Below are 23440 nucleotides of genomic sequence, written 5' to 3' on the forward strand. Positions count from 1 at the left end.
GACCAGGGAGAACCGGTCAGCGGTAGCGGGCCCGGCGGCGCGGAGCACCACCGCGCCGCCGGGCCTGGGCCGCTCCCGGGAGCCGGCCGGGTGTGCGCTCGACGGGGACGCGGGTGTCGTCCTTCAGGCGCTCGGCGTTGAGTTCGTCCACCGCGCCGATCGCGTCGCCGATCGTCGCGTAGTCCACCGCGATGAAGTTGACCGGCCTGCCGCGCCGCCGTTCGCAGGTGTGCGCCCGCTCCAGCACCCGCTGCCGGGAGTTGACGACCCCGGCGTCGAGCCGCAGCCCGCCGCCCGCCGTGACGAAGTGGTTCAGCAGGAACAGCCGCTTGTCCGAGCCGCCCCGGTGGGGCAGGCAGGACATCTCGTCCGGGCTGCGGAAGGCGAACGGCGTCTCCATGCCGTACCGGTAGAGGTTCCGGTACCAGGGCGCGGGCCCGTCCGCCTGCTCCGCGAAGACGACCAGCCGCCGGCCGCTGTCGATCATGTCGCCGAGCTTCGGCCACGGACGGTCCGGGTCCGGGTCCGGCTCGTAGAGCAGGTCCGACAGCCCGGCCCGCACGAAGGCGTCCTGGGTCGCCACCGCGTCCACGCCGTCCTGGAGGATCAGCGTGACGATCTCCGTGGGATTGTCCCGCAGCCACTCACCGATCTGCCGCAGCGTCGGCTCCAGTTCGAGGGCCCCGGCACCGCACACCGAGTGGCACAGCCACAAACCCGGGTGGGGCGGGTTCACCCGCTTCAGGATCGTGGTCAGCCGGCGGCGCTCGGCGGGGGAGAAGTCCGAGGTGTTCAACCGGTCCGCGACCTCCTCGGGCCGCTCCCAGCGGTGGGTGTCCAGCAGCAGGACCCGCGATCCGGCACCCAGCTGGCCGACGATGTCCGGGTCCTGGAGGGGGCCGATGAACCGGTCGGCCGTCGTCGCCATCGCGTTGTGCGACGCGAGCTGGGCGATCTCGTCGTAGCGGGCGTCGCACAGCTCGGCGCTGCCCTGGCAGATGCGCGGGGAGGAACCGGTGATCGCCACCGGCGCCAGCATCGTCCCGACGAGGGCGACGGCGGTGACGGTGAAGGTCAGTGCCGGAACGTGCCGCGGGTCGGTGAGGACCGGCACGCTCGGCCGGGTCTGCCAGACCCAGCCGACGGTGATCAGCAGGGCGCCCGCGGCGAGCAGGATCACCGCGACGACGACGGCGGTGGTCAGCAGCCGGTCCAGCGCGGCGGCCTGGACGTCGGCGAGCAGCCCCGAGGCGGCGGGCGGCCACGACGTCGGCGTGCCGAACAGCGTGTCGCCCAGCGTGAGCCGCAGCACGAGCACGGTGAGCGCCAGGAGGGCGGCGGCCGCCGCCGGCACCCAGCCCAGCGGAATCAGCCGGCGCTTGGCGGGCGACGGCGTCAGGAACCACAGCAGGGTGAGCGCGGCGGCGCACAGCACGGCCGCCGCCGGTTCCACCACGTCCTGGAAGAGCCGGGTCACGTTGCGGGCGCGGTCCAGCGGGGCCAGCGCCTCGCTTCCGGGCTCGACGTCGACGGTGACGACCCAGGTGCCCCGCCTCGCCTCCCGCAACAACTCCTCGGCGGCGTCCCGGACCTGGTCGGTCAGGGCGACCGGGGCGATCGCGGCCAGCGCCGAGGCCACGTCGCCGCGGTCCAGGGCCGTCATCACGGTGGATCTGACCCCGTCGTGCGCCGTGCCGTCCGGCACCAGGCGCATCAGCGCGTCCGTGGCCGCGGCCGCCTGGCCGTGCGAGAGCGGCAGCGTCGGCAGCTCGTCCAGCGGCGCCTCACCGGCCACCACCCGCGCCACCAGGTCCGACACGCGTTGCACGAAGGCCTGGAAGTCGGGTTCGGACCGCTTTTGCAGCGCGGCGACGGCGTCGCCGAAGTACGCCTGGCTGAGCCGCTCGACGTTCTCGACGACGGGCTCCAGGTCGACCGTGACCCGCAGCCGGTCGCGGTCGCCCTCCAGGTAGTGGACCATCTCCGCGATCTGCCCGTCGCCCATGGTCCGCAGCGTCTCCGGCGGGATCACCACCTTGAGGTTGGAGGTGATGGTCGACTGCGGCACGGGCAGCCGGTCCAGCAGGTCGCTGGTGAACGGCGTACTGCCCGGGTCGACCAGCACCTCGTCGTAGAAGCGCTGGTAGGCGTGCTCGTCCTCCAGGGCCTTGCCGTAGAAACCGGGGTCCAGCACCGTGCTGCGGACGACGGCCGCCGCGGCCAGGACGGTCACGCTCAGCACCGCCACGCACCAGACCAGCACCTCGACCCAGGGCGGGCGCCGGACCAGTGCGTTCATGGAACCATTCTCGTATCAGCCGGCCGCCGTGCCGCACGGCGCCCGGGCGAGGTGTGCATCCCACGCATGCCCCGGCATCGTGCGCGGCACGCGCGAGGGGCGGCGGGAACCGTCTCCCGCCGCCCCTCGCGCGTGCCGTACCGCTGTAGGTTCCACCTTCTTGTGCGCACTGACCCCAGGGGAAATACGGGATTCCGCGTGAAGTGAGCACTGCAAGTGTCGGTCCTCCGTGCGCAATCGGCGCCCTGCTGAGCAGGCCGCCTGTCACAGTCAGCGACGGCGTCCTGCGGGTCGTCACCTGCCTACTTGTCGAGGTGCAGCGTCGCCAGTACGGGTCCTGTGATGTAGCGCTTGCGCCGGTTGGCGAATTGAGTCACGTCGGTGCTGTCGACGAACTGGTCGATCGCCCCGACAGGCGGCAGCGACCTGACCTGCGGGTCGTTGATCGTGGCCATGAGGGTGTCGGTGAAGCGGTAGCCGTCCATGACAAGGAACGGCCGGGTGTGGAAGTAGCGGGCCTTTGTCTCCAGCGGTTCGGTCAGCCCCAGGTCGTTGTGCATGCCTGCGGCAAGCTCGTAGGCCGGGGAAAGATGCCGCTCCCGCTCCTGCCAGCTTCGCGCCGCCAGCGCCGCGGACAGAAGTGGCGTGAGCGTCTCGGCGCACGGGAGCTCCGCGAACGCGGTGCCCAGCCATTTGCTGTAGGGCGGATAGACCCGGTTCATCAGCAGACACAGTTTCATCAGGTCGCGCACCTGTCGGGCGGCCACTACCGCGGAACCCAGGTCGTCACCGACTTCACCGCAACGTCCGACGAACGGTTCTTCCTGGGACAGGCGCATCCACTGGCAGGCCAGGACGTAGCGCCAGACGTCGTCCGGATACCAGGTCAGGTCGTTGCGGTAGGAATCGAGCAGGTCGAGCCCGTCGTGGAAGACCGCGCCGCCGGTCAGCTCGCGCAGCACCTGTGTCGGGGTCGTCAGCCAGCCGGACACTGACAGGCCCGCGGCCGGGTCCTCGCCGAGGTGCTCTATGAAGAAACCCTGAAGGTCCTTGACGTCAACCCAGTGCCGGGCCGGTGCATCGTCGGGAAACGGAAAGCGGACCGGGTAGCCGCGGAACGTCTCCGGCAACTCGCGGTCGAGCAGTGCACCAAGCTCGTCCCCGTGTGCCCGGAAGCCGTCGCTGCTGAGGAACACCTGCATCCGCGGGCCCCAGGCGTGGTCGGTTGAGCGTGCGGTGTCGAAACCCTGCACTTCGGAGCCCCAGCCGATCAGTGCTGCCGAATACGGCACCCCGTCCAACGCTGTGTTCAGGATAGGGGCGACGGCCTCGGTGTGGAACAGTCGCGCCAGCTCGAGACCTGGCAGGAAGACACGTGTCATGGCCGCCACCCTGGCAGAACCGAGAGGCCGGCCGCCAACCAATACCGAGCGTTCCGGTTGCTGTCCGCAGGCGCGGTTCGTTCGTTGGTTCTGAACGGTCACACCGAGGACAGGAGTTACTGTCTGCACCCAATGCGCATCGAATCGTGGAATTGCACACACATTGCGTCCCTGATCGATAACACAGAGTGACCTGTAAAAAAGGTTTGGCGATCTCCAGCCTCGCTAACCGAGCCTGGCCGGCGTCGGTTTCGCTCCGTTGTCGAGAAGGGCAATGAGCCGACGTGCCTCACCGAAAAAGGTAGCTCCCGACGGACCGATGGACAGCGGGTTGGTGTGTGCGATCACGGTGGCGCCCAGGACAGCTTCGATGCCTCGAAGCTGTCGGCGGAGGGTGGTTGGAGGGATGTCGAGCGATTTCGCGGCAGCCGCGATGCTGGGGTGCCCGGGTATGTGCAGGAGGTTGCGTAGCCGTGTCAGACAATTTCGAGTTCTGCTCAGACGGTGCATTGCTGGCGAGAGAGTGAAGTCCAGCGAGGCGAAGGGATTCGAATAGGGGCCTTCGGGGCGTCGCGGGATGCCCCACCGTTGGAGCTGATCGGACACGCTGTCTTTGTGGACTCCAACCTCCTTTGCAATGTCGGGGACGCTGCGACCCTTGAGTGAATATTCCATTTCCAGCCACTCGCGGGAAATCCTGGTCGACAGGAGGGGAGGAATTCCACGAGTTGATCGAGTCGAGATTTTGGCCTCGGCGAGAGCCCGGCGGACGGTAGTTTCGCTGCACCCCACGATTTGTGCGACCTTTCGATAAGAGAGGCCTTGTTCTAGGTATAGCCTTCGCAGCTCTTCAGAGGAAAGAAGGCCTTGGCGAGGGATGTTGCGTCCTTGGGCGGGTGAACGTGAAACAGGCCGCAGCGAACCGCTGATGCCAATCGACTCGATGTGCAACTGAATGTGATCTTCGCTGATTCCCATAGTGTCCGCGGTCTGTGCCAGTGGATGGCCTGGGACTAGCAACGCGGTGAGCTTCGCAGTGTCAATTGCGTCGGGATCCACTCCAGGCGAGGCAACATTGTCGAGCCACGTAAGCGGTGGCTGCCAGAGCACGGGTTCGTCGATGTCGTGGGTCTTCAGATTCGCGGTCGCCTGCTGAAACAGAAAATCACGGAACTCGCCGGAGAATTGTTGTGAAAGGTCTGCGTTCCAGGCTGGTGTGCGGGATGAGGTGCCGGGGTCGGCTCCGAGCAAGATTCTAAGCAGGCGCCATCGCAGTCTCTTGGTGTGTACTGGGCCACTGCGCAGCCCGCGGCTTCGGCAGTATTCCTGAAGGGCGTCCAGGTCAAGTCTTACGCTATCTTCGGAGAAGGTAGCCCGCCGTCGATGGTAATCGATGAGAGCCGGATGGGTGTCCAGGGCGCGGGCCAACAATACGAGGAAGGCAGCAAGTTCATTGGGCCGTTGCTTGTCGAGTGAGGTGTCGAGTGCTTCCCTGTTTGCGTATGCACGAGGGTTGCCCAATAGTTCGGCGGCTTGGTGGTATTCCCAGAATGTCCCGGGCACCAAGAGCAGGGTCGCGCATGCCCGGCGAAGCCCCGCGAGCCGGATGACGGGTTTGGGTAGCCGGGGCAGCATCCGCATGGTCCAGGCCGGCCACAGCATCGCCGGGAACCTGGACGCGCGACGCTGTACGTCTTCGTCGGTGAGGGTTGGCCAGGCCGGTGCGGCCGTGGCAGCGCCGTAGCGTAGCCGTGCAATCCAGGTCAGCTCATCGGCCACCACAGCCAAGGCGCGAGAGGTCACCTCGGGTCCGGCTGGTGCCCAGTTGGCGAGCCAGGGCGTCGGATGCGCACCGTGGCGCCGCAATCGGTCAGTCCTCATCAGCCAGGAAAGGACAGCGTCGCTGTCGTCCCGTTCTCGGTGCAGCGCGATGCTGGCGATGGCCGTGCCGACGGCGGCGTTGTGGGAATCGCTTCCGCCGTGGTGATACTGCGCTTCAGGCAAGCCGCCTCCGCACTCTGCGAGTACTGCGTGGACTACGGCTGGAGCCGAGTCCAACGAGCTGCGCAGACTGAGCAGGGCTGAGTGGGCAAGCATCGCCAGCTCACGGCCGCGCTGCGCGGCCACTTCGCGGTGGACCCCGGCCCGCAGGATCTCCGAGTTGATCTCCTCCTGGGTCTTCATCACCAGGGAGCCCTTGGGGAGTAGGGGGGTGGCAGCGTGCGGGAGGAAGAAGCCGCAGCGAACGGCATGAGCGCTGCCTGTGCCGTAGAGGCAGGCTCCCGGGGGTGTATCCCGCAGGCTCCGACGCCCATGGACCATGGGTGGCTGCCCGCACCTGGGGCAGTGGTCGAGCAAGAGCGTTCGATGCCGGGTGCAGGCGAACGACCAGGGCAGCCGCCATGAGATCTGCCAGCGTCCTCCAGATTCGTTGACGCAACCAGGACAGCAGCGGGTGGTGTTGCCGGTGTGCCGCCAGTTCGGCGGGCGGATGAGACGGCGCGTCGGACGGTCGATGGTCACGGCCACTCCGTCCCAAGGCTCAAGCGTCATCGCCATGAGTCCCTCCGGGGCGAGCCCTGTGCGTTCGGCCAGCACCTGCCGTTCGCGCTCGGTCAAACAGCGAATCATGTGGTTGGGGCGAGCTCCGTGCAGGCCGACGAAACTGAGGAACTGTGAGACGTCCGTCCGTAGGCGGCGGGAGTACGCCGCTAGCCAGCTGTCGAGGGCTTCGCCCTCAACCGGGGGGACCCAGAGTGGGATTCGCTCGTCGGGCCATTCCGTCATGCCGTCTTCCTACCGGGTTTCGGAAGCTGTCCCGGACGGCTGGTCAGCAAGCCGGCCTTCATCGCGGCTTCGAGTTCTTTGCGGCTCTCCTCCGCGGCCACGTCATTCTTCACCTGGTCCATAAGGTCCTTATCGAGGCGCTCGTTGCCACTGCGGATTGCGCGCAGACAGCCGCGGTTGATCAGGGCCATGAGGGAAGCGAAGTGGCCTGTGGAGCGGGCGTAGAGATAGTCGGACAGGTCCCGGGCGAGCATTCCAGGGTACTTCTCCGCCAGGATGAGCTTCTTCTCAATCGTCTTCAACAAGACTTGCCACTGCTGGCGTCCCTCTTCATCATCGATCTGGAAGGGGAGCAAAGTCAGTGGAGTGGTGCGGCGCCCGAACTGGGCGAGTTCGTTCTTTTTTCCAGAGAAGCCCTCGCTGAGGATGCCGCGTTGCTGGACTCCGACGCCGACATAGACCAAGGTGACGGGGAAGACATTGGCCAGGTACTTCAACTGGTTGGACATGCGAATTGAATTGGTGTTCGCTCCGGCCAGGAAGTGAATGTCGTCAATGATGAACACGGCGGTTCGCATGGACAGCACCGCATCCACCGCCCGCTCGGCCAGAGTATCGGCGTCACCGGTGATCGGTAGTCCGTAAAAGCGGCAGATCGCGGCGTTCAGACCCCGGATCTGTGTGTTCCCGCTCAGCGCGATGTAGATGACGGGGACCCTGCGGTCTCCGCTTGGGGTGGTTTCTCCGCGCAAGGTGATCTTTTCGCGGAACAGCTTCCGGCCGTAGGCGCGGACCGCGGTGCTCTTTCCGAGTCCGGGATAGGCGTCCAGCAGCGCTGCCGGCTTCGTCTTGTCCCCGTCCTGTCGGTTTGACTCGACGATCTCGTGTAACTCCGTATGGAGGTCGAGGAGTTGGGGTGTATCGATCGGGCCGATGTTGGCATGCCAGACTGCCCGGTTGTCGTTGTATATCAGGAGCGCGCGCGGCGACAGGTCAGCCAGCTGGGCTCTGGTGTGCTGTTCGGGTCGGATCCGGTCCGGCCCGTTGACCTCTTGCAGCCAGCCCGACAAGCGGGTGGGGCTGTACTGGCGGTCATCGCCCTCAAACGGCTCGACGTCATCCTGCGCGTTCAACGGCTGTCCCAGACGTCGGCGTAGTAGTCATCCTCGTCGAGCAGGACGTCGGTTTCCTCGTCTGCCGGGACAGCCTTGCACTCCTCGTCCTCGTCATCGTCCCCGCCCAGGTCCTCATCAGGCGTGACCACCTGCAAATCCGGTGCTGTCTCATGGCCCGTTCCTGCGTCCGGCGAACTGAGCGCTGCCAGACTGCGCACGGAGGGAAGCTCGGCGATCTCGCTGACTTCAGGGTCGCTTTCGCCGACCAGCCGCAGACGGTCCTGCGACAAGCGCACCGCCATGCGCCGCTCCGTCCGGTCCTCGGTCAGCCCGGCGCCCCACCGTTCCAGCAAGTCGATCAGGGCGCGCTTGGTGTCCGGGAAACGATGCGTCTTGGCCGCGATTCGGCGTGCGTACTTCAACGCTTCCAGGCTGGTCGGCCCGTTCAGAGCCGGGGCATGTTCCCAGTCCAGGGTGTGCCATAGGTGTGGCTGCTTCGGATCCTGGAAGTAGATCTTCCTGATGTCGGCTCGGTCCACCGCGACCGGCCACTTGCCGGCGGGTTCGCCGCGGTGCGGGCTGATCTGATTGCGGTAGTCGTCGAGCCCGTCCCCGTTGTAGCGAAGCCCGTTGATCTCCACCCCGTAGTGGTGGATGGGGCACCACTCCTCTTCCAGGAACTCGAACGCGAGGCCCGGCCTGGACGGGATGCGCAAGGGGCCCGCCCGGTTCACGCCGTGCTCGAACATCTCCAGCGGGCTCAGCTTCAGTCCGGGGACCTCCGGGACTGTCAGCCCCCGGTGGTGCCGCCTGTGATAGATCAAGGTGATCCACTCGCGGATGATCATTTCAAGCTCGTCCAGGAAGAAGTACGCCTCGTCCTCCACCTTCTCTCCCCGGCTGTGCACGTCCGGCCCCTTGTAGCCCGGCAGAGCCGCCAGCAGCCCCTGGTTCAACGTCTTGAACCACCGTTCCACCGGCTTGTCGGTCGGCGTGTAAGGGCGAGCCGGCTGCAGGGAGATGTCGAGCTTTGCGCTGACGCTCGCGATGTGGTTCGAGACGTAGATCTTGCCGTGGTCGTAGATGATCGTCTCCACCGCGACCGCGGGCAGCAGCGGCTGGCCGTGCGCGTCCACCAGCTTCTCCGCGTCGAATACCACCGTGGAAGGAACCCCGCAGTACGGAAGCGGTTCGCCCGTTCCGGCAGATGACACCTCCCGCGGTCGGATCGTCTCGAACAGGACACCGGCCACGTCGGTCGACTTCGTCGATACCGGCGTCAGGCGCAACCCAGTGATCACCTTGCTGTAGAGGTCCATGGCGACGGTGAGTTCGCACTGCACCCACCGACAGGTCACCGGCTCCATCGCGAAGACATCCAGGCTGTTGGTGTCCAGCACGATGTACTCACCCGGCCGCGTCGCCCGCAGCTTGCCGAAGACCCCCTGCGGGCGGTTCGCGATCGACCGCTTCCCCTTCGTGCTGCCCTCGAACGCGTTGGTCCCTCGGCTGAGTTCCTTCAGCAGTTCGTAGCCAGTGGTCTGCTTTGGAACGCTCACCACATCGCGGCCGTACTTCTTGGCCACTCGTTCTTCGATCTCCATCAGCACCAGGCCACGGACCGGGCGGCTGGACTTCTCCAGGCCCCCGATCACCGTGCGTGCCATCTCCAACCAGCGCGGATCCACCCGATCCAGCACGCTTTTGGGCTGGCGCTTGCTCACCAGCCCGGCTGGCCCGCCCCTCTCGACCTTGGACACCCATCGGCGGACCGTCGCTGGGTCGACTCCGAGCTCGGCGGCCTTTGCCCGGTATCGGTGCATCAAAGGCATCCCTGGCGCATAGTCCGGCCGTGGCTCACCCTCCAAAGCCAGCTCAGAAGAACCCAGTTGATAGCCGAAGCGAACTTCCTGCACATGCCGGAACCGAAGGGTGAGCGCATCGTCCTCCGCACTACTGAGACCGCCCAGCAACGCTGCGGCTGCCGGTTCCGCAGGCGAGGTCTCCACCAGGAACTCGGTAGAGGGGTGTGCCAGCAGCACCGACAAATCGACCTGCCGCCACGTAGGGCGGCCCTCTGCCGACATCTGCTGAAGGAGGATGCGGCGGCCCTCGATCTCCGCGATCGTGAACTGCTCGCCGTCATAGGTGAGCGGCAGACCTGTCCGAAGAGTCGTTGTCCAGGCGTTCACACTGACCTCCGCAGAACCCAGTTGCCACTCAGCGGACGGGACAAATCAGTGGTCAGCCGGCCAGACCACACCAGCGCCAAGAGTGGTGGCCGCGCCTCGTGGTCGGGACGCCCAGCCGCCAGCCGTCGCTCGGCGACACCGAGTCGGTCACCGTCCTGCACGCTTTCCCAAGCACGTTCGATCTCGGCCTCTGGGACCACACCCGGGCGACGGTAGGCCGCGAGGAACCGAACGTTCTCCAGGACTACCCGGTCCGCTCCGGACCAGATCTCGTACTCCCAACCGTGCCGTTCGACCAGTTCACCCGGCCAGGCCAACGCCTCCGCGATCTTCGGATCGGTGAGCCGATCCGCAGGCTTGACGTTCACCACCCGCACCACTCCCGACGCCATGACCAGCAGGAAGTCCGGCACATGCCGACGCACCCGATCACCTACACGGGCGGTCAGATGGCACGGCTGGGCATAGATCCCACGCACGGCAGGATCCATGTCGGCCAGGAGAAGCCGCGCCAGCTCCAAACGGCTCTCATAGACGACGGGCCCGGCCATCGTCGCCGACGAGTACCGCCCTGAGTAGTGCGCCTGGCCGTGGACGGAGCGAAACTTCCGCCATGGAACCGACCACGTGAAATCCGCCAACCGCAGATCCTTGAACGGGACCTTCCGTACCGACGCGTCGTCGTAGCGGACTGACGCCATCGGCTGTGCGTACTTCCCACGTACCCGGGCTGGACTCAGAATGGCCATGGGCCGGAAGCTAGTTACCCTGCGGAGTCAGTGCGCACAGATCCTTGGAATTGCGCATTCGGTGCGCATCTCACGGGTACAGTGCGCACCGAATCGCGGAACCTACAACCGCGGATCAGACCGCCGGAGCCGGGTACGTGGGGTACTCCACCCCGGAGACGTGCTGCACGACGCGGACGACCTGGCAGGAGTAGCCGAACTCGTTGTCGTACCAGAGGTAGAGGATCGCGTTGTCGCCCTCGACCTTCAGCGCGCCGGCGTCCACGATCGAGGCGTGGCGCGAGCCGATGAAGTCGCTGGAGACGGCGTCGGGCGCGCTGATGAAGTCGATCTGGCGCTTGAGCGGCGAGGTCAGCGACACCTCACGCAGGTGGTCCACCACCTCTTCGCGGCTGGCCTCCCGGGCCAGCTGGAGGTTGAGGATCGCGATCGAGACGTCCGGCACGGGCACCCGGATGGAGCTGCCGGTGATCCGCGCCTTCAGCTCGGGCAGTGCCTTGGCGACGGCGGAGGCGGCGCCGGTCTCCGTGATGACCATGTTCAGCGGCGCGCTGCGGCCGCGACGGTCCGACTTGTGGTAATTGTCCAGCAGGTTCTGGTCGTTGGTGAAGGAGTGCACCGTCTCCACGTGACCGCGCAGCACCCCGTACTCGTCCTCCATCGCCTTCAGCGGCGGGACGATCGCGTTGGTGGTGCAGGACGCGCAGGACAGGATCCGCTCGTCCGGCTTGATGGTGTCGTGGTTGACGCCATGGACGATGTTCGGGACGTCGCCCTTGCCCGGCGCGGTCAGCACGACCTTGTCGACGCCCGGACGCAGGTGCTTCGACAGGCCCTCGCGGTCGCGCCACTTGCCGGTGTTGTCGATGAGGATGGCGTCCTTGATGCCGTACGCCGTGTAGTCGACCTGGGTCGGGTCGTCCGCGTAGATCACCTTGATGGCGTTGCCGTTGGCGAGGATCGTGCTGTTCTCCTCGTCGACGGTGATCGTGCCCTGGAACTGGCCGTGCACGGAGTCGCGGCGCAGCAGCGAGGCGCGCTTGACGATGTCTTCGGCGGCCCGCTCGCCGCCGCCCCGGACGACGATGGCGCGCAGCCGCAGCCCGTTGCCCGAGCCCGCCTTCTCGATGAGCAGGCGGGCGACGAGGCGGCCGATGCGGCCGAAGCCGTACAGGACGACGTCGCGGCCCTCGCGCCGGTCGATCTTGTTGGCGCCGGTGGCCCCGGCGACGGCCTCGGCCGTGAACTCCTCGACCGACAGACCCCGGTCGTCGGTCCGGTAGGTCGCGGCGAGCATGCCGATGTCGATCTGCGAGGGCCCGAGGTCGAGCGTGGTGAGCGCCCGGAGGAAGGGCATCGTCTCGGTGACCGACAGCTCCGCCCCGGCGATCTGGCGGGCGAAGCGGTGGGTCTTGAGGATGCTGACCACCGACTTGTTCACCAGGGAACGGCTGTGCAGCAGGATCGTGACGTCCTGCTCCCGGTGCAGCTTCCCGATCATCGGGATCATCGATTCCGCGGTCTCTTCGCGGTGCTTCCAGTTGGTGAACGAGTCGTCGTTGACAGTCACGTCTCAATCTTTCGAGCTAGGCGGCGCTCATATGCTAACCCCATCGTATTGATGATCGATCAAGTGGGCCCCCGGCCGATCAGATGAGTACGGAGGCGGGTGTGTCCGTCTCGAACAGGATTGCGCCGCGGACGTACCGGGTACGCGAGGCTGGACCGTGTCCGCGCCGATCACCCGCGTGGGCCGCAACACCGCCGCTACCAGGGAATCTGCCATGGAGACACCCGCGAACGACCACCCCGTGACGCCCGCCCAGCGGGCACTGGACACACTCGCCGAGACCCCCGAGGCCGCTGACAACACCGCGGCGCTCGACACGCTCGCGAGCAGCGACGTCCTCGTGCCGGTGCCCGACGACGCGAACGATCAGGATGCCGCCGACCCCGGCATGCTGGCGCTGCCGGTACTGGAACAGCAGGGCGGCCGCCAGGTGGTGCCCGTGTTCACCTCGGAGCTGGAGATGGCGGACCTGCTGCCGTACGTCTCCCGCTACCGCATGGTGCCGCTGGGCGCCCTCGCCGCGCAGTGGCCGGCCGACGACCTGTCGCTGTCCATCGACGCCGGCTCGGAGCACCGTCTCACCCTCACGTCGGACGGCGTGCGCACCCTGCTGGCCCGTCCCTAGCAACGCGGGCCGCCGGCGAGGGCCTCCGCTCCCCTCAGGGGCGGGGGCCCTCGTCGTCGCCGAGCGTGCGGGCCAGCGCGGCCCGCTGAAGCGGCAGAATCTCGGCGTGCAGGTCCCGGCCCCTGGGGGTCAGCGCGACGTACACCCCGCGCCGGTCCTCCGCGCACATGGAGCGCTGCACCAGCCCGTCCTTCTCCAGCCGGGCGATCAGCCGGGACAGCGCGCTCTGGCTCAGGTGGACCCGGCCGACCAGGTTCTGCACCCGGCACCGGTCGCCGGCCCCGGGGCCCTCGGTCACCAGGAGGTCGAGCACCTCGAAGTCGCTCGCGCCCAGGCCGTGCGGATGCAGTGCCCGGTCGATCTCGCACATCGTGCGCGCGTGCAGCGACAGGATGTCCCGCCACCGTTCCTCGAGCCGCGCACCGGCCGTCCTGGCTCCCATGGGTGAACGGTAGCACCGGAACCGATATTGGTTGAATGTGCAAATGGCCCGGTTGCCGGACAACGGGGCCCCGGCTGCGGGAAGGTGGGGGGACACGGCAGGGGCGGGCTCGCGCGGAGGGAGGACGAGATGCTCAGGACCCCCGTGCACGGCACCCGTCTCGACATCCTGGAGTGGCTGAAGGACCCGGCCGCCCACTTCCCGTCGCAGCGCCGCGTCGACCCGGCCGAGCACGGTGTCCACGCGGGCCCCGTCGCCGCGAAGCTCGGGGTGCCCCGCCGGGTGGCCGAGACCCACCTGGGCCTCCTCGCCGGTCTCGGCCTGCTCCGCGCCAGGAGGATCCGCCGCCGCACGTACTACCGGCGCGACGAGGTGCGGATCGCCGAGGTGGCGCGGATGTTCGAGAAGGGCTGGTAGACGCGGGCACCCCCACCGGAGCGGCCTGGACCCTCCTCCCGGAGCGGCCTGGACACCCCTCCCGGAGTGACCCGGGCGCGGCCCCGGCGTTACGCTGAGCGTCAGCCGCGGCCCGCAGGGGCGCGGCGCGGCGGTGGGGCCCGCCGTACCCGAACCGCGGCTCAGGCGCCGCCAACGGTCCCTACTTGACTTGCGCACGGGGGCGTCCCCCTGCCCGGCGAGTAGGAGACGTACGACCATGACAGTCCCGAAGACCGGGCGTCCCGGCGGCATCCGGGCCGCCGCCCCCGGACGGTCCCGGTGGCGCGCCCAGGCACCGGTCGTCGCGGCCGTGGCCCTCGGTGGCGGCACCGGCGCCGCCGCCCGCTACGCGGCCTCCCTGTGGTGGCCGACGCGGAGCGGGGACTTCCCCTGGACGACCTTCGCGGTCAATGTCGCGGGCTGCGCCGTGATCGGCGTGTTCATGGTGGTCATCACCGAGGTGTGGACCGCGCACCGCCTGGTCCGGCCCTTCTTCGGCACCGGCGTGCTCGGCGGCTTCACCACGTTCTCCACCTACGCCGTCGACACCCGGTCCCTGTTCGCCGACGGCCGGGTCCCCACCGGCCTGGCCTACCTCGCCGCGACCCCCCTCGCGGCACTCACGGCGGTGTGGCTCGCCGCATGGGCGGCTCGCCGGGTCCTGAAGTGGAGGCAGTCATGACGAGGCTGACCGGCAGCGCCCTGCGCCTGACCGTCTACGTCGGCGAGAACGACACCTGGCACCACCGCCCCCTGTACTCGGAGATCGTCCACCGCGCCCACGCGGCCGGCCTCGCGGGCGCCAGCGTCTTCCGCGGCGTCGAGGGCTTCGGCGCCTCCTCGCTGATCCACACCACCAGGCTGCTGTCCCTGAGCGAGGACCTCCCGGTGGCCGTCGTCATCGTCGACACCGAGGAGCGGGTCCGGGACTTCCTGCCGCTGCTCGACGAACTCGTCACCGAGGGCCTGGTCACCCTCGACCCGTGCGAGGTCGTCAGGTACGAGGGCAGGAGGCCGTCGTGAACTGGCTGCTGGTCGTCGCGGGCGGCATGGTCGGCGCCCCGCTGCGCTACCTCACCGACCGCGCCGTGCAGTCCCGGCACGACTCCGTCTTCCCCTGGGGCACCTTCACGGTGAACGTGATCGGCAGCCTGGTCCTCGGCCTGCTGACCGGCGCCGCCCTGGCCGGAGCGGCCGGCTCGCAGCTGCGGCTGCTGCTGGGGACCGGGCTGTGCGGCGCCCTCACCACCTACTCGACCTTCTCCTACGAGACGCTCCGGCTGACCGAGACCGGCGCGCGCCTCCAGGCCGCCGTGAACGTGGCGGGGAGCGTGGCGGCCGGCCTCGCGGCGGCGTTCGCGGGGGTGACTCTGGCCGACGCGCTCTGGACCTGACGCCGGGCACACAGCCTGGTGTAGTAGGAACTGGATGCCATGAGCGCCATCAGCATCGGTCAGGCCATCGTCCTCGGAGCCGTCGAGGGGGTGACCGAATTCCTGCCCGTCTCCTCCACCGGACACCTCAAGATCGTCGAGGGGCTGATGGGCATCCCGGTCGACGACGACGCCGTCATCGGCTTCTCCGCGGTCATCCAGGTCGGCGCGATCGCCGCCGTGCTCGTCTACTTCTCCAAGGACATCGCGCGGATCGTCTCCGCCTGGGCGCGCGGGCTGCGCGACCGCGAGGAGCGGTACCACCACGACTACAAGTTCGCCTGGTGGGTCATCTTCGCCACCGTCCCCGTCGTCCTCGTCGGCCTGGCCGCCAAGCCCCTGATCAAGGGCCCCCTCGCCTCGCTGTGGGTGGTCGCGGGCTCGCTGATCGTCGGCAGCGGCGTGATGTGGTGGGCCGACCGCACCGGCCGGCACAAGCGAGGCGAGGACGACACGTCCTTCAAGGACGCGATGCTGGTCGGCGGCTCCCAGATCCTCGCCCTGCTCTTCCCCGGCTTCTCCCGCTCCGGCGCCACCATGTCCACCGCCCTGCTGCTCGACCTCGACCGGGTCGCCGCCACCCGGCTGTCCTTCTTCCTCGGCATCCCGGCCCTGACCGGAGCGGGCCTGTACGAGCTGAAGGACGCCCTGGGCACCGGAGCGGGTGCCGCGCCCCTGGCGGTCGGCACCCTCGTCTCCTTCGTGGTGGCCTACGCCTCCATCGCCTGGCTGCTGAAGTTCGTCGCCGGGCACTCCTTCAACGCCTTCGTCGGCTACCGGATCGCGGTCGGCGTCCTGCTGTTCGGGCTGCTCGGCGCGGGCGTGCTGCACAGCTGACCGCCGGACGCCGCCCGTTCAGCGGGCCGCGCGCAGCGGCTCCCCGACGTCCTTCATGTGCCGCAGGGCCTCGCGGTGCGAGGCCAGCAGCCCCGTCTGGTGGTACGGCACGCCCAGCTCGGCGCAGTACGCCTCGGTGATGGCCTGGGCCCGGCCGAGCGCGGGGGTCGGCATGCTGGGGAAGAGGTGGTGCTCGATCTGGTAGTTCAGGCCGCCCATGAAGGCGTCGACGAGCACGCCGCCCCGCACGTTGCGGGAGGTCAGGACCTGGCGGCGCAGGAAGTCCAGCCGCATGCCCTCCTCGATCATCGGCATGCCCTTGTGGTTGGGCGCGAAGACCGAGCCCAGGTAGATCCCGAACAGCCCCTGGTGCACGGCGAGGAAGACCAGCGCCTTGACCGGCGAGAGGACCGTGAACAGGCCGCCGAAGTACAGCGCGAAGTGGGCGACGAGCAGAGTGCCCTCCAGGACCGGCCGCTTCACCGCCCGGCTGCCCAGCGCCTTGAAGCTGTTGAAGCTCAGATTGAGGCCCTCCAGCGTCAGCAGCGGGAAGAACAGGGCGGCCTGGTGCCTGCCGACGAACCGCGGAAGCCCGGTCGCCCGGCTCGCCTGCCCCCGCGACCAGACCAGGATGTCGGGGGAGACGTCCGGGTCCTTCTCCTCGTGGTTGGGGTTCGCGTGGTGGCGGGTGTGCTTGTTCATCCACCAGCCGTAGCTCATGCCGAGCAGCAGGTTGGCCACCAGCAGGCCGCCCGCCTCGCTGGGGCGCCGACGCGTGAAGACCTGCCGGTGGGCGAGGTCGTGGGCCGCGAGTCCGAGCTGGCCGAAGACGACGGCGAGCGCGACCGCGACGAACAGCTGGCTCCAGCTGTCCCCCAGGGAGACGAACGCGGCGACACCGCCGGCGAGCGCGAGGGCGACGGCACCGAAACGGACCGTGTAGTACAGCGGGCGGCGCCGGAGCAGATCCGCGTCGGCTATGCGCCGGGAGAGTTCGGAGAAATCGCTCCCCTTCTCGCGTCCCTTTTCCCGTGCGGGCGTGGGCAGGCTCTCGACGAGCACCGTTGATTCGACCATGTACTTGAGTATGTGAACGGCTTCCCTTGCGCAGAATGGCGTCCGCCCCCGAAACGGGGGTGAGGCCAGCACCACCCCGGCACGGGGGTCCACCCACCGTCGGCCTCCCGCCGCCCGGACCGGCCCGGAGGGAGAATGGCGATCATGAGCACACCGACGACCTTCCGGCCGGTCCTGGAGCGCATCGCCGAGGAGATCGAGCGGACCCCGGGCAGCGGCCGGCCCGCCGACTACATCCCCGCCCTCGCCGCCCGCGACCCGCGCCGCTTCGGCATGGCCGTCGCCGAGCTGGACGGCACGGTGTACGGGGTGGGGGACTGGCGGGAGCCGTTCTCCGCGCAGTCCCTCACCAAGGTCTTCACCCTCGCCCTCGACCTGGCCAGGGAGGGCGACGCCTTGTGGGAACACGTGGGCCGCGAGCCGTCCGGCAACCCGTTCAACTCCCTGGTGCAGCTGGAGTACGAGAGCGGCATCCCGCGCAACCCGTTCATCAACGCGGGCGCCCTCGTCGTCACCGACCGGCTGCACACCCGCACCGGCGACGCGGCCGGCGAACTGCTCGCCTTCCTGCGCGCGGAGAGCGGCAACCCGGACCTCACCCACGACGAGGAGGTCGCCGCCTCCGAGGCCGCGCACGGCGACCGGAACGCCGCGCTGGCGCACTTCATGGCGTCCTACGGCAACATCGACAACCCCGTGCCGGTGCTCCTCGAACAGTACTTCCGGCAGTGCTCCGTCACCGCCTCCTGCGCCGACCTCGCCCTGGCGACCCGTTTCCTGGCCCGGCACGGCATCCGCGCCGACGGCTCCCGGCTGCTCAGCCGCAGCCGGGCCAAGCAGGTCAACGCGGTGATGCTGACCTGCGGGACCTACGACGCGGCCGGCGACTTCGCCCACCGGGTGGGACTGCCGGGCAAGAGCGGGGTCGGCGGCGGCATCATCGCGGTCGTGCCGGGGCGCTGCACGCTGTGCGTGTGGAGCCCCGGCCTGGACGAGCGGGGCAACTCGGTGGCCGGGGTGGCGGCCCTGGACCGCTTCACGACGCTCACGGGACTCTCGGTGTTCTGAACCCGACGCGCGTCAACTGCCGTCGTCCCGTACGAGCCTGAGCCGCAGGGCGAGCGCCATGACACCCGCACCGAGCCCCGCGACGCCCAGGATCGCGCCGGTCTCCGGCCAGCCGGGACCGTCCTCGGCCGGCTTCGCCGCGGTCGCCGCCACGGGGACGGCCTGCTGTCCCGGCCGGGGCCGGACGCCCTCGTGGGCCAGCGAGCCCACCGGGTCGACCTCGCCGGCCGCCTCGAACCCCCAGTCGAGCAGCGCGCGGGCCTCCTCGTACACCGCGTGGCCGCCGCCCTCCTGAGGGTTCATCACCGTGACGACCAGGGTGCGTCCGTCGCGGCGGGCGGCGGCGATGAGGGTGTTGCCGGCGTTGCTGGTGTAGCCGTTCTTGACGCCGATCAGCCCCGGGTACGGCTCCACGCCGTCGGCCCCGGTGAGCAGCCGGTTGGTGTTCATGATCCCGTACGAGCCGCCGTCGCGGCCGGGGAACAGCGCGTCGACCTGGGCGCAGTACCGCGCGAAGTCGGGACGCCGCAGCCCCTCCCGGCCGAAGACGGCCAGATCGTACGCCGACGAGACCTGGCCCGGGGCGTCGTACCCGTCGGGCGAGCGGACGTGGGTGTCGAGGGCGCCCAGCGCGCGGGCCTCGGCCTGCATCCGGGCGGCGGTGGCGCTCCAGCCGCCGGTGAGGGAGGCGAGGACGTGCACGGCGTCGTTCCCGGAGTTGAGGAAGACGCCGTTCCACAGGTCGGAGACGCGGTACGTCTGGCCCTCGACGACCCCGACCAGGCTGCTGCCCGGACCGATGCCGGACAGGTCCTCGGTGCTGACCCGGTGCCGGATGCCGCCCGGCAGGGCGGGCAGCACCGTGAGGGCGAACAGCGTCTTGAGGGTGCTGGCCGGCGGCAGCCTGCGGTGCGCGTCGTCCGCCGCCAGCACCTCGCCCGTACCGGCGTCGGCCACGACCCAGGACAGGGCGGAGACATCGGGAACCCGGGGCGCTCCGGGGTGCGGCCGGACCTGCGTGCCGGAGCGGTACAGCAGCGACGCACTGGCCGCCGCGACGCCGCCGGGCGGGCCCGGGTCCGGCCGCTCCGCAGGGGCGGCCGCGGCGGCCGGCACGAGCGTCAGCAGCCCTGCCACGCAGAGCATGCAGCTGGATCGAGCCGCCCGGGATGAGAATCCGATAGTCATACCGCAAACGTAGGAACGGCCCCCCGCACCGCCACGCTGACCGGGCCGGGTCCGCTCCGCAAACACCCGGATGCCGTAGCCGGGCCCGGCGCGCGGTGCCCGTCGGTGCCGACCGCGCCGTGGCAGTGGGCGCAGGGCGTCAGTCGGCGGGCAGCGTCGGCTGCACCTGCCGCAGGAACGTGGCGTTGTCCGGCGTCCGGCGCAGCCGCTCCAGCAGGGTCTCCAGGCCGGACTGCCCGTCCCGGGTGCCCAGGGCACGCCGCAGCCCGCGCACGGCGGTCGCCTCGCCGGTGGAGAGCAGCAGCTCCTCGCGCCGGGTGCCCGAGCCGACCAGTTCGACGGCCGGGAAGACCCGGCGGGAGGCCGGCTCCCGGCTCAGCCGCAGCTCCATGTTGCCGGTGCCCTTGAGCTCCTCGAAGTAGAAGTCGTCGGCACGCGAGCCGGTCTCCACCAGGGCGGTGGCGAGGATGGTGAGCGAGCCGCCCTCCTCCGCCTTGCGGGCCGCGCCGAAGAAGCGCTTGGGGCCGAGCAGCGCCCCAGCGTCGACGCCGCCGCTGAGCGTGCGGCCACCGGAGGAGGCGGCGTTGTTGTGCGCCCTGCACAGCCGGGTGAGGGAGTCGAGGAGGATGACGACGTCCTCCCCGGCCTCGACGAGCCGCTTGGCCCGCTCGATCACCAGATCGGCGAGCGCGATGTGCTGCTTGGCGCCCTGGTCGAAGGTCGAGGAGTACACCTCGCCGCGCACCGAGCGCCGCATGTCGGTGACCTCCTCGGGGCGTTCGTCGAGCAGCACCACCATCAGCCGGGCCTCGGGATGGTTGCCCGCGACCGCGGCGGCGATCTGCTGGAGGAGGACGGTCTTGCCGGTCTTCGGCGGAGCCACGATCAGGCCGCGCTGGCCCTTGCCGACCGGGGCGATCAGATCGGTGACGCGTCCGGCGAGGCCGGCCGCCGGGTGTTCGAGCCGCAGCCGCTCGTGCGGGTGCAGCGGGGTCAGGTCGGCGAAGTGCCGCCGCGCGCCCCGCCGGTCGGGCGTACGGCCGTTGACGCGGACGACGTCGGTCAGGGTGCGCCGGTCGCCGCACACCCCTTCGACGAGGTCGCCCTTGCGCAGCCCGTGCCGGCGGATCAGCGCGGGCGGGAGGGTGAGGTCGGAGGGCTCGGGATGCAGGCTCTTTCCCCGTAGGCGCCCCTTCCCGCCCGCTTCGATGTCGAGGACACCGCTCGCGATCTCGGTCGGGGACTGCTGGACAGGGGGGTGTTCGAGTGTGGTGGTCATGGTGGTCGGTCCTTTCGAGGACACGGGCATGGGACATGCGGAAGGAAGGGGGGAAGCCGCGCGAGGGGTCGGATGACACGCCTCCGGACGGCGGGAACAGCACCTCGGCCACGGTGGGGGTGAAGCCCCTGCTCACGAGGTTGTGCTGAGAAGCGGACGCGCCGGTCGCACCAGGACGGGCGGATCCGCGAACCGAAGGGAAACTGGCACCGGCGCCCCGATCGACGGGGCGTACACAAGTGCTGACTGCACCGTACCACGGGACGGTGCGTCGTGGGGTGGGGGCGGGACGGGTGAGGTCCCACCCCCCTCAACGCGGCCGGTTCGGCCGCTGTTCCGTCTTCCGCGATGTGCCGCGCCCGGCTCAGCCGGCCGGACTCGCCTGAGCCTCCTGAGCCTCCTGCGCGATCCGCTCGAACTGCGCGGCCATGGCCGTCTGAAGGGCCTGCGCGCCCGAGAGCGGACGCACCATCACCGTCAGTTCGTCGATGCGGCCGGACGCGTCGAGGTGCAGGAAGTCGCAGCCGCTGATCTCCCGGTCGCCCACCCGCGCCGCGAAGAGCAGCGCGTGGTCGCGGCCGTCCGCCTCACCGATGACGCGTTCGTAGCGAAAGTCCTCGAAGACGCGCGCGACCGCGCGCAGGATCGCCGCCGTGATCGCCTTGCCGCGGTAGGGCTTGAACACGACGGGGCTGGAGAACACCACGTCGTCGGCCAGCAGTGCTTCGACGGCGTCGATGTCGTGTGCCTCGACCGCCGCGCGGAATGCCCGCATCGCCACTCCTTCATACTGAACTATTTGAATAGGTGTGGAGTAGAGTAGTCGTCGTGGCCCGCGCTTGCTAGCGTGTCGACATGTCTCTCAAGTACGCCGTCCTGGCCGCCCTGCTGGAGGGCGAGGCCTCGGGCTACGAGCTGTCCAAGGTGTTCGACGTGTCGCTCGCCAACTTCTGGCCCGCCACGCCGCAGCAGCTCTACCGGGAACTGGAGCGCCTCGCGGGCGACGGACTCATCGAGGCCCGGACCGTGCCGCAGGAACGCAGGCCCACCAAGCGGCTGTTCTCGCTCACCGAAGCGGGCCGGGAGCAGCTGGGCGTCTTCGCGGCCGAGCCGACCCGGCGGCCCACCGCCATCCGCGACGAGTTCCTGATCAAGATGCAGGCCATGGACGGCGTCGACCCGGCGGCGGTCCGCGCGCTGGTCGAGGAGCGCAGGGCCTGGGCGCTGGGCAAGCTCGCCCGCTACGAGCGGGTGCGGGAACGCCTCCTGGACGGCCGCACCGAGGAGGAGCACCTCCGGGAGGCCGACCGCGTCGGGCCCTACCTCACCCTGGCCGCCGGGATCGCGTTCGAGCGGGAGAACGCCCGCTGGTGCGCGTACGCGCTCACCGTGCTCGACGGGCGCCGCGCTCCCGCGGGGCCCGCCGGACAGCACGTGGGCTGACCGGATGTTCAGCCCCGAGGGCCCCACCCTGCGCGAACTCGCCGTCCAGGCACTGTCGTCGGTCGAGCGCGGCTACGACCTGCTCGCCCCGAAGTTCGACCACACCCCGTACCGGACGCCCGACCGGGTGCTGCACGCCGTGGCCCGCGCGCTGGAGCCGCTGGGACCCTTCGCCGCCGGACTCGACCTGTGCTGCGGCACCGGCGCGGGCCTGGACGTGCTGGCCCGGGTGTGCCGACAGCGCGTGACCGGGGTGGACTTCAGCGCGGGGATGCTCGACGTCGCGCGCGGGCGCACCCTGCCGCCGGGCCCGGCGGTCTCCTGGGTGCGCGCGGACGCCCGCGCCCTGCCGTTCGGCCCCGCCTTCGACCTCGTCGTGAGCTTCGGGGCGTTCGGGCACTTCCTGCCCCGCGAACTGCCGGGCCTGTTCCGCCAGGTGCGCTCCGTGCTGCGGCCGGACGGCTGCTTCGCCTTCCCCGTCGTCGCCCCGCCCCGCCCCGGCTCACCGGGGTACTGGACGCTGCTCGGCTTCGACGCCGCGATGCGGGTGCGCAACGCGCTGTGGCGGCCGCCGTTCGTCATGTACTACCGGACGTTCCGGCTCGGGGACGTGGGCCGCGAGCTGTCGCGGGCCGGCTTCCGGACGGACCTGCACGCCCTGCCGGAGTTCGGACGCCGCCCCGACGGCAGCCCGCGGGTCCGGCTGGTCGTGGCCCGGCGGCTCCCGTAGCGCGCCGGGTCAGCCGGCCGCCGGCAGGGTGAACTCGTAGACCAGGGCGTCCTGGTGGGTGTCCACCAGGAGGTCGGTGATCTCCAGCGGTCGCGCGTACTGGTCGTGCACCCGCCGCACGACCCGGACCGACGCGGTGTCGGGCTTGAGCGTGATGGTGTCCCGGTGATGCAGCGTCAGACCGGCCCGGCGCATCCAGTCGTAGGCCCGCCGCAGCTGCGCGCAGGCGACCCCGTCGGCCCGGTCGCGGTAGCGGGCCAGTTCTTCGACCTCGGCCAGCGCCACCGCGGAAAACGATGTCACGGCCGTCCGCCTGCCGCTGCCTCCTGCCGCCGCCGACGTGTAGTGGTGCATCAGGGTCGGCCGGCCCGGCACCAGCCCCAGCGCCGCGGCGTGTTCCGGCGGCGGCGTCCCCCAGACGACCGTGGCACGGTCCCCGGTGCGCGGCTCCGCCGCCCGGGCGCCGACCGGGAAGACCAGGGGCGCCGGACTCCCGGCGGGCGGCCCCGGCAGGGCGACGTGGCTGCCCCGCCGGTCGGTGGTGAGCAGACCGTCCCTGCGCAGCACGTCCAGCGCCTGCCGTACGGTCTCCCGGCTGACTCCGAAGTGCTCCGCCAGCCGTCGCTCGCCGGGCAGCCGTTCACCCGGTGGGACGGTGCCGTCGCGCAACTCGCCCAGCAGTTGGTCCGCCACCCGCCGGTACAGGGGCGGCCGGGCGTCGGCGGTCGGCGGGTCGGCGGGGGACGGTTCGTGCGGGGTGGTGCGGGCCATGCCGCGCCTCCTGTT

At 69.8% G+C, this 23440-nt stretch carries 22 protein-coding genes and 1 pseudogene; 9 read left to right on the forward strand and 14 right to left on the reverse strand.

The genetic code is table 11. The annotated features are described in order from the left end of the window. Positions 1 to 16: 16 nt before the first annotated feature. From ACIRGB_RS30940 to ACIRGB_RS30975, 8 genes and pseudogenes are all read right to left on the reverse strand, one after another. Positions 17 to 2299 (reverse strand): hypothetical protein, encoded by a 2283-nt coding sequence (locus ACIRGB_RS30940; RefSeq protein WP_403871957.1) that lies wholly within the window; start codon positions 2297 to 2299, stop codon positions 17 to 19. A gap of 302 nt (positions 2300 to 2601) precedes the next feature. Further along, entirely contained in the window at positions 2602 to 3681 is a 1080-nt protein-coding gene (locus ACIRGB_RS30945; protein WP_403871959.1) for a DUF4037 domain-containing protein, read from the reverse strand. Positions 3682 to 3906: 225 nt separating this feature from the next. Next, the gene (locus tag ACIRGB_RS30950) at positions 3907 to 5868 is read right to left on the reverse strand and encodes a hypothetical protein (protein ID WP_403872263.1); all 1962 of its coding nucleotides are present in this window, start codon (positions 5866 to 5868) and stop codon (positions 3907 to 3909) included. Between the two features lie 180 nt (positions 5869 to 6048). Continuing rightward, positions 6049 to 6468 (reverse strand): annotated as a pseudogene (locus ACIRGB_RS30955) (TniQ family protein); the annotation flags it as partial. Beyond that, entirely contained in the window at positions 6465 to 7601 is a 1137-nt protein-coding gene (locus ACIRGB_RS30960; protein ID WP_403871961.1) for an ATP-binding protein, read from the reverse strand. The gene ACIRGB_RS30960 and the pseudogene ACIRGB_RS30955, both read right to left, overlap by 4 nt. Further along, positions 7598 to 9775, reverse strand: a complete 2178-nt coding sequence (locus ACIRGB_RS30965) for a helix-turn-helix domain-containing protein (protein ID WP_403871963.1) — start codon at positions 9773 to 9775, stop codon at positions 7598 to 7600. Before ACIRGB_RS30965 ends, ACIRGB_RS30960 begins: the two co-directional genes overlap by 4 nt. Further along, positions 9772 to 10524: a TnsA-like heteromeric transposase endonuclease subunit gene (locus ACIRGB_RS30970; RefSeq protein ID WP_403871965.1), complete on the reverse strand. Its 753-nt coding sequence runs from the start codon at positions 10522 to 10524 to the stop codon at positions 9772 to 9774. Before ACIRGB_RS30970 ends, ACIRGB_RS30965 begins: the two co-directional genes overlap by 4 nt. Before the next feature lie 115 nt (positions 10525 to 10639). Then, the gene (locus tag ACIRGB_RS30975; RefSeq protein ID WP_403871966.1) at positions 10640 to 12094 is read right to left on the reverse strand and encodes a glyceraldehyde-3-phosphate dehydrogenase; all 1455 of its coding nucleotides are present in this window, start codon (positions 12092 to 12094) and stop codon (positions 10640 to 10642) included. Between the two features lie 214 nt (positions 12095 to 12308). Here ACIRGB_RS30975 and ACIRGB_RS30980 point away from each other — a divergent pair, with 214 nt between their 5' ends. After that, a complete protein-coding gene (locus tag ACIRGB_RS30980) occupies positions 12309 to 12719 on the forward strand; it encodes an SseB family protein (protein ID WP_076973082.1) in 411 nt (136 codons plus the stop codon). Between the two features lie 34 nt (positions 12720 to 12753). On the opposite strand, the gene ACIRGB_RS30985 is transcribed toward ACIRGB_RS30980, so the two are convergent. After that, the gene (locus ACIRGB_RS30985; protein WP_403871968.1) at positions 12754 to 13161 is read right to left on the reverse strand and encodes a MarR family winged helix-turn-helix transcriptional regulator; all 408 of its coding nucleotides are present in this window, start codon (positions 13159 to 13161) and stop codon (positions 12754 to 12756) included. 129 nt (positions 13162 to 13290) lie between these two features. Between ACIRGB_RS30985 and ACIRGB_RS30990 the strand changes: the two genes are divergently transcribed. The 5 genes from ACIRGB_RS30990 (at position 13291) to ACIRGB_RS31010 (ending at position 15869) form a co-directional block, all read left to right on the forward strand. Further along, complete coding sequence (locus tag ACIRGB_RS30990) at positions 13291 to 13578, forward strand: ArsR family transcriptional regulator (protein ID WP_403871970.1); 288 nt, start codon at positions 13291 to 13293, stop codon at positions 13576 to 13578. Between the two features lie 238 nt (positions 13579 to 13816). After that, on the forward strand, positions 13817 to 14281 hold the full coding sequence (gene crcB, locus ACIRGB_RS30995; RefSeq protein WP_403871972.1) for a fluoride efflux transporter CrcB: 465 nt from the start codon (positions 13817 to 13819) through the stop codon (positions 14279 to 14281). Then, positions 14278 to 14622: a DUF190 domain-containing protein gene (locus tag ACIRGB_RS31000; protein ID WP_403871974.1), complete on the forward strand. Its 345-nt coding sequence runs from the start codon at positions 14278 to 14280 to the stop codon at positions 14620 to 14622. The genes crcB (ACIRGB_RS30995) and ACIRGB_RS31000 overlap by 4 nt, the downstream gene beginning before the upstream one ends. Next, the gene (gene crcB, locus ACIRGB_RS31005) at positions 14619 to 14993 is read left to right on the forward strand and encodes a fluoride efflux transporter CrcB (protein WP_403871976.1); all 375 of its coding nucleotides are present in this window, start codon (positions 14619 to 14621) and stop codon (positions 14991 to 14993) included. The genes ACIRGB_RS31000 and crcB (ACIRGB_RS31005) overlap by 4 nt, the downstream gene beginning before the upstream one ends. A gap of 39 nt (positions 14994 to 15032) precedes the next feature. Further along, positions 15033 to 15869 carry an undecaprenyl-diphosphate phosphatase gene (locus ACIRGB_RS31010; RefSeq protein ID WP_403871978.1) on the forward strand — a complete coding sequence of 279 codons (837 nt, stop codon included), beginning with the start codon at positions 15033 to 15035 and terminating at the stop codon, positions 15867 to 15869. Between the two features lie 18 nt (positions 15870 to 15887). On the opposite strand, the gene ACIRGB_RS31015 is transcribed toward ACIRGB_RS31010, so the two are convergent. Next, on the reverse strand, positions 15888 to 16946 hold the full coding sequence (locus ACIRGB_RS31015; protein ID WP_403871980.1) for a fatty acid desaturase family protein: 1059 nt from the start codon (positions 16944 to 16946) through the stop codon (positions 15888 to 15890). A 135-nt stretch (positions 16947 to 17081) separates the two neighbouring features. Between ACIRGB_RS31015 and ACIRGB_RS31020 the strand changes: the two genes are divergently transcribed. Continuing rightward, complete coding sequence (locus ACIRGB_RS31020; protein ID WP_403871981.1) at positions 17082 to 18014, forward strand: glutaminase; 933 nt, start codon at positions 17082 to 17084, stop codon at positions 18012 to 18014. Positions 18015 to 18026: 12 nt separating this feature from the next. On the opposite strand, the gene ACIRGB_RS31025 is transcribed toward ACIRGB_RS31020, so the two are convergent. The 3 genes from ACIRGB_RS31025 to ACIRGB_RS31035 all read right to left on the reverse strand — a co-directional run bounded on the left by ACIRGB_RS31025 (position 18027) and on the right by ACIRGB_RS31035 (position 21256). Next, on the reverse strand, positions 18027 to 19202 hold the full coding sequence (locus tag ACIRGB_RS31025; protein WP_403871983.1) for a D-alanyl-D-alanine carboxypeptidase family protein: 1176 nt from the start codon (positions 19200 to 19202) through the stop codon (positions 18027 to 18029). 139 nt (positions 19203 to 19341) lie between these two features. Continuing rightward, entirely contained in the window at positions 19342 to 20481 is a 1140-nt protein-coding gene (rho, locus tag ACIRGB_RS31030; RefSeq protein WP_403871985.1) for a transcription termination factor Rho, read from the reverse strand. 364 nt (positions 20482 to 20845) lie between these two features. Further along, positions 20846 to 21256: a nuclear transport factor 2 family protein gene (locus tag ACIRGB_RS31035; protein ID WP_403871987.1), complete on the reverse strand. Its 411-nt coding sequence runs from the start codon at positions 21254 to 21256 to the stop codon at positions 20846 to 20848. Between the two features lie 80 nt (positions 21257 to 21336). Between ACIRGB_RS31035 and ACIRGB_RS31040 the strand changes: the two genes are divergently transcribed. Together ACIRGB_RS31040 and ACIRGB_RS31045 are read left to right on the forward strand one after the other, a co-directional pair. After that, on the forward strand, positions 21337 to 21924 hold the full coding sequence (locus tag ACIRGB_RS31040; RefSeq protein ID WP_403871989.1) for a PadR family transcriptional regulator: 588 nt from the start codon (positions 21337 to 21339) through the stop codon (positions 21922 to 21924). Positions 21925 to 21928: 4 nt separating this feature from the next. After that, positions 21929 to 22654, forward strand: a complete 726-nt coding sequence (locus ACIRGB_RS31045) for a class I SAM-dependent methyltransferase (protein ID WP_403871991.1) — start codon at positions 21929 to 21931, stop codon at positions 22652 to 22654. 9 nt (positions 22655 to 22663) lie between these two features. On the opposite strand, the gene ACIRGB_RS31050 is transcribed toward ACIRGB_RS31045, so the two are convergent. Further along, the gene (locus ACIRGB_RS31050) at positions 22664 to 23425 is read right to left on the reverse strand and encodes a GntR family transcriptional regulator (protein WP_403871993.1); all 762 of its coding nucleotides are present in this window, start codon (positions 23423 to 23425) and stop codon (positions 22664 to 22666) included. Between the last annotated feature and the right edge of the window lie 15 nt (positions 23426 to 23440).

This window comes from Streptomyces sp. NPDC102490, from assembly GCF_044765285.1.
Taxonomy (GTDB): Bacteria; Actinomycetota; Actinomycetes; order Streptomycetales; family Streptomycetaceae; genus Streptomyces.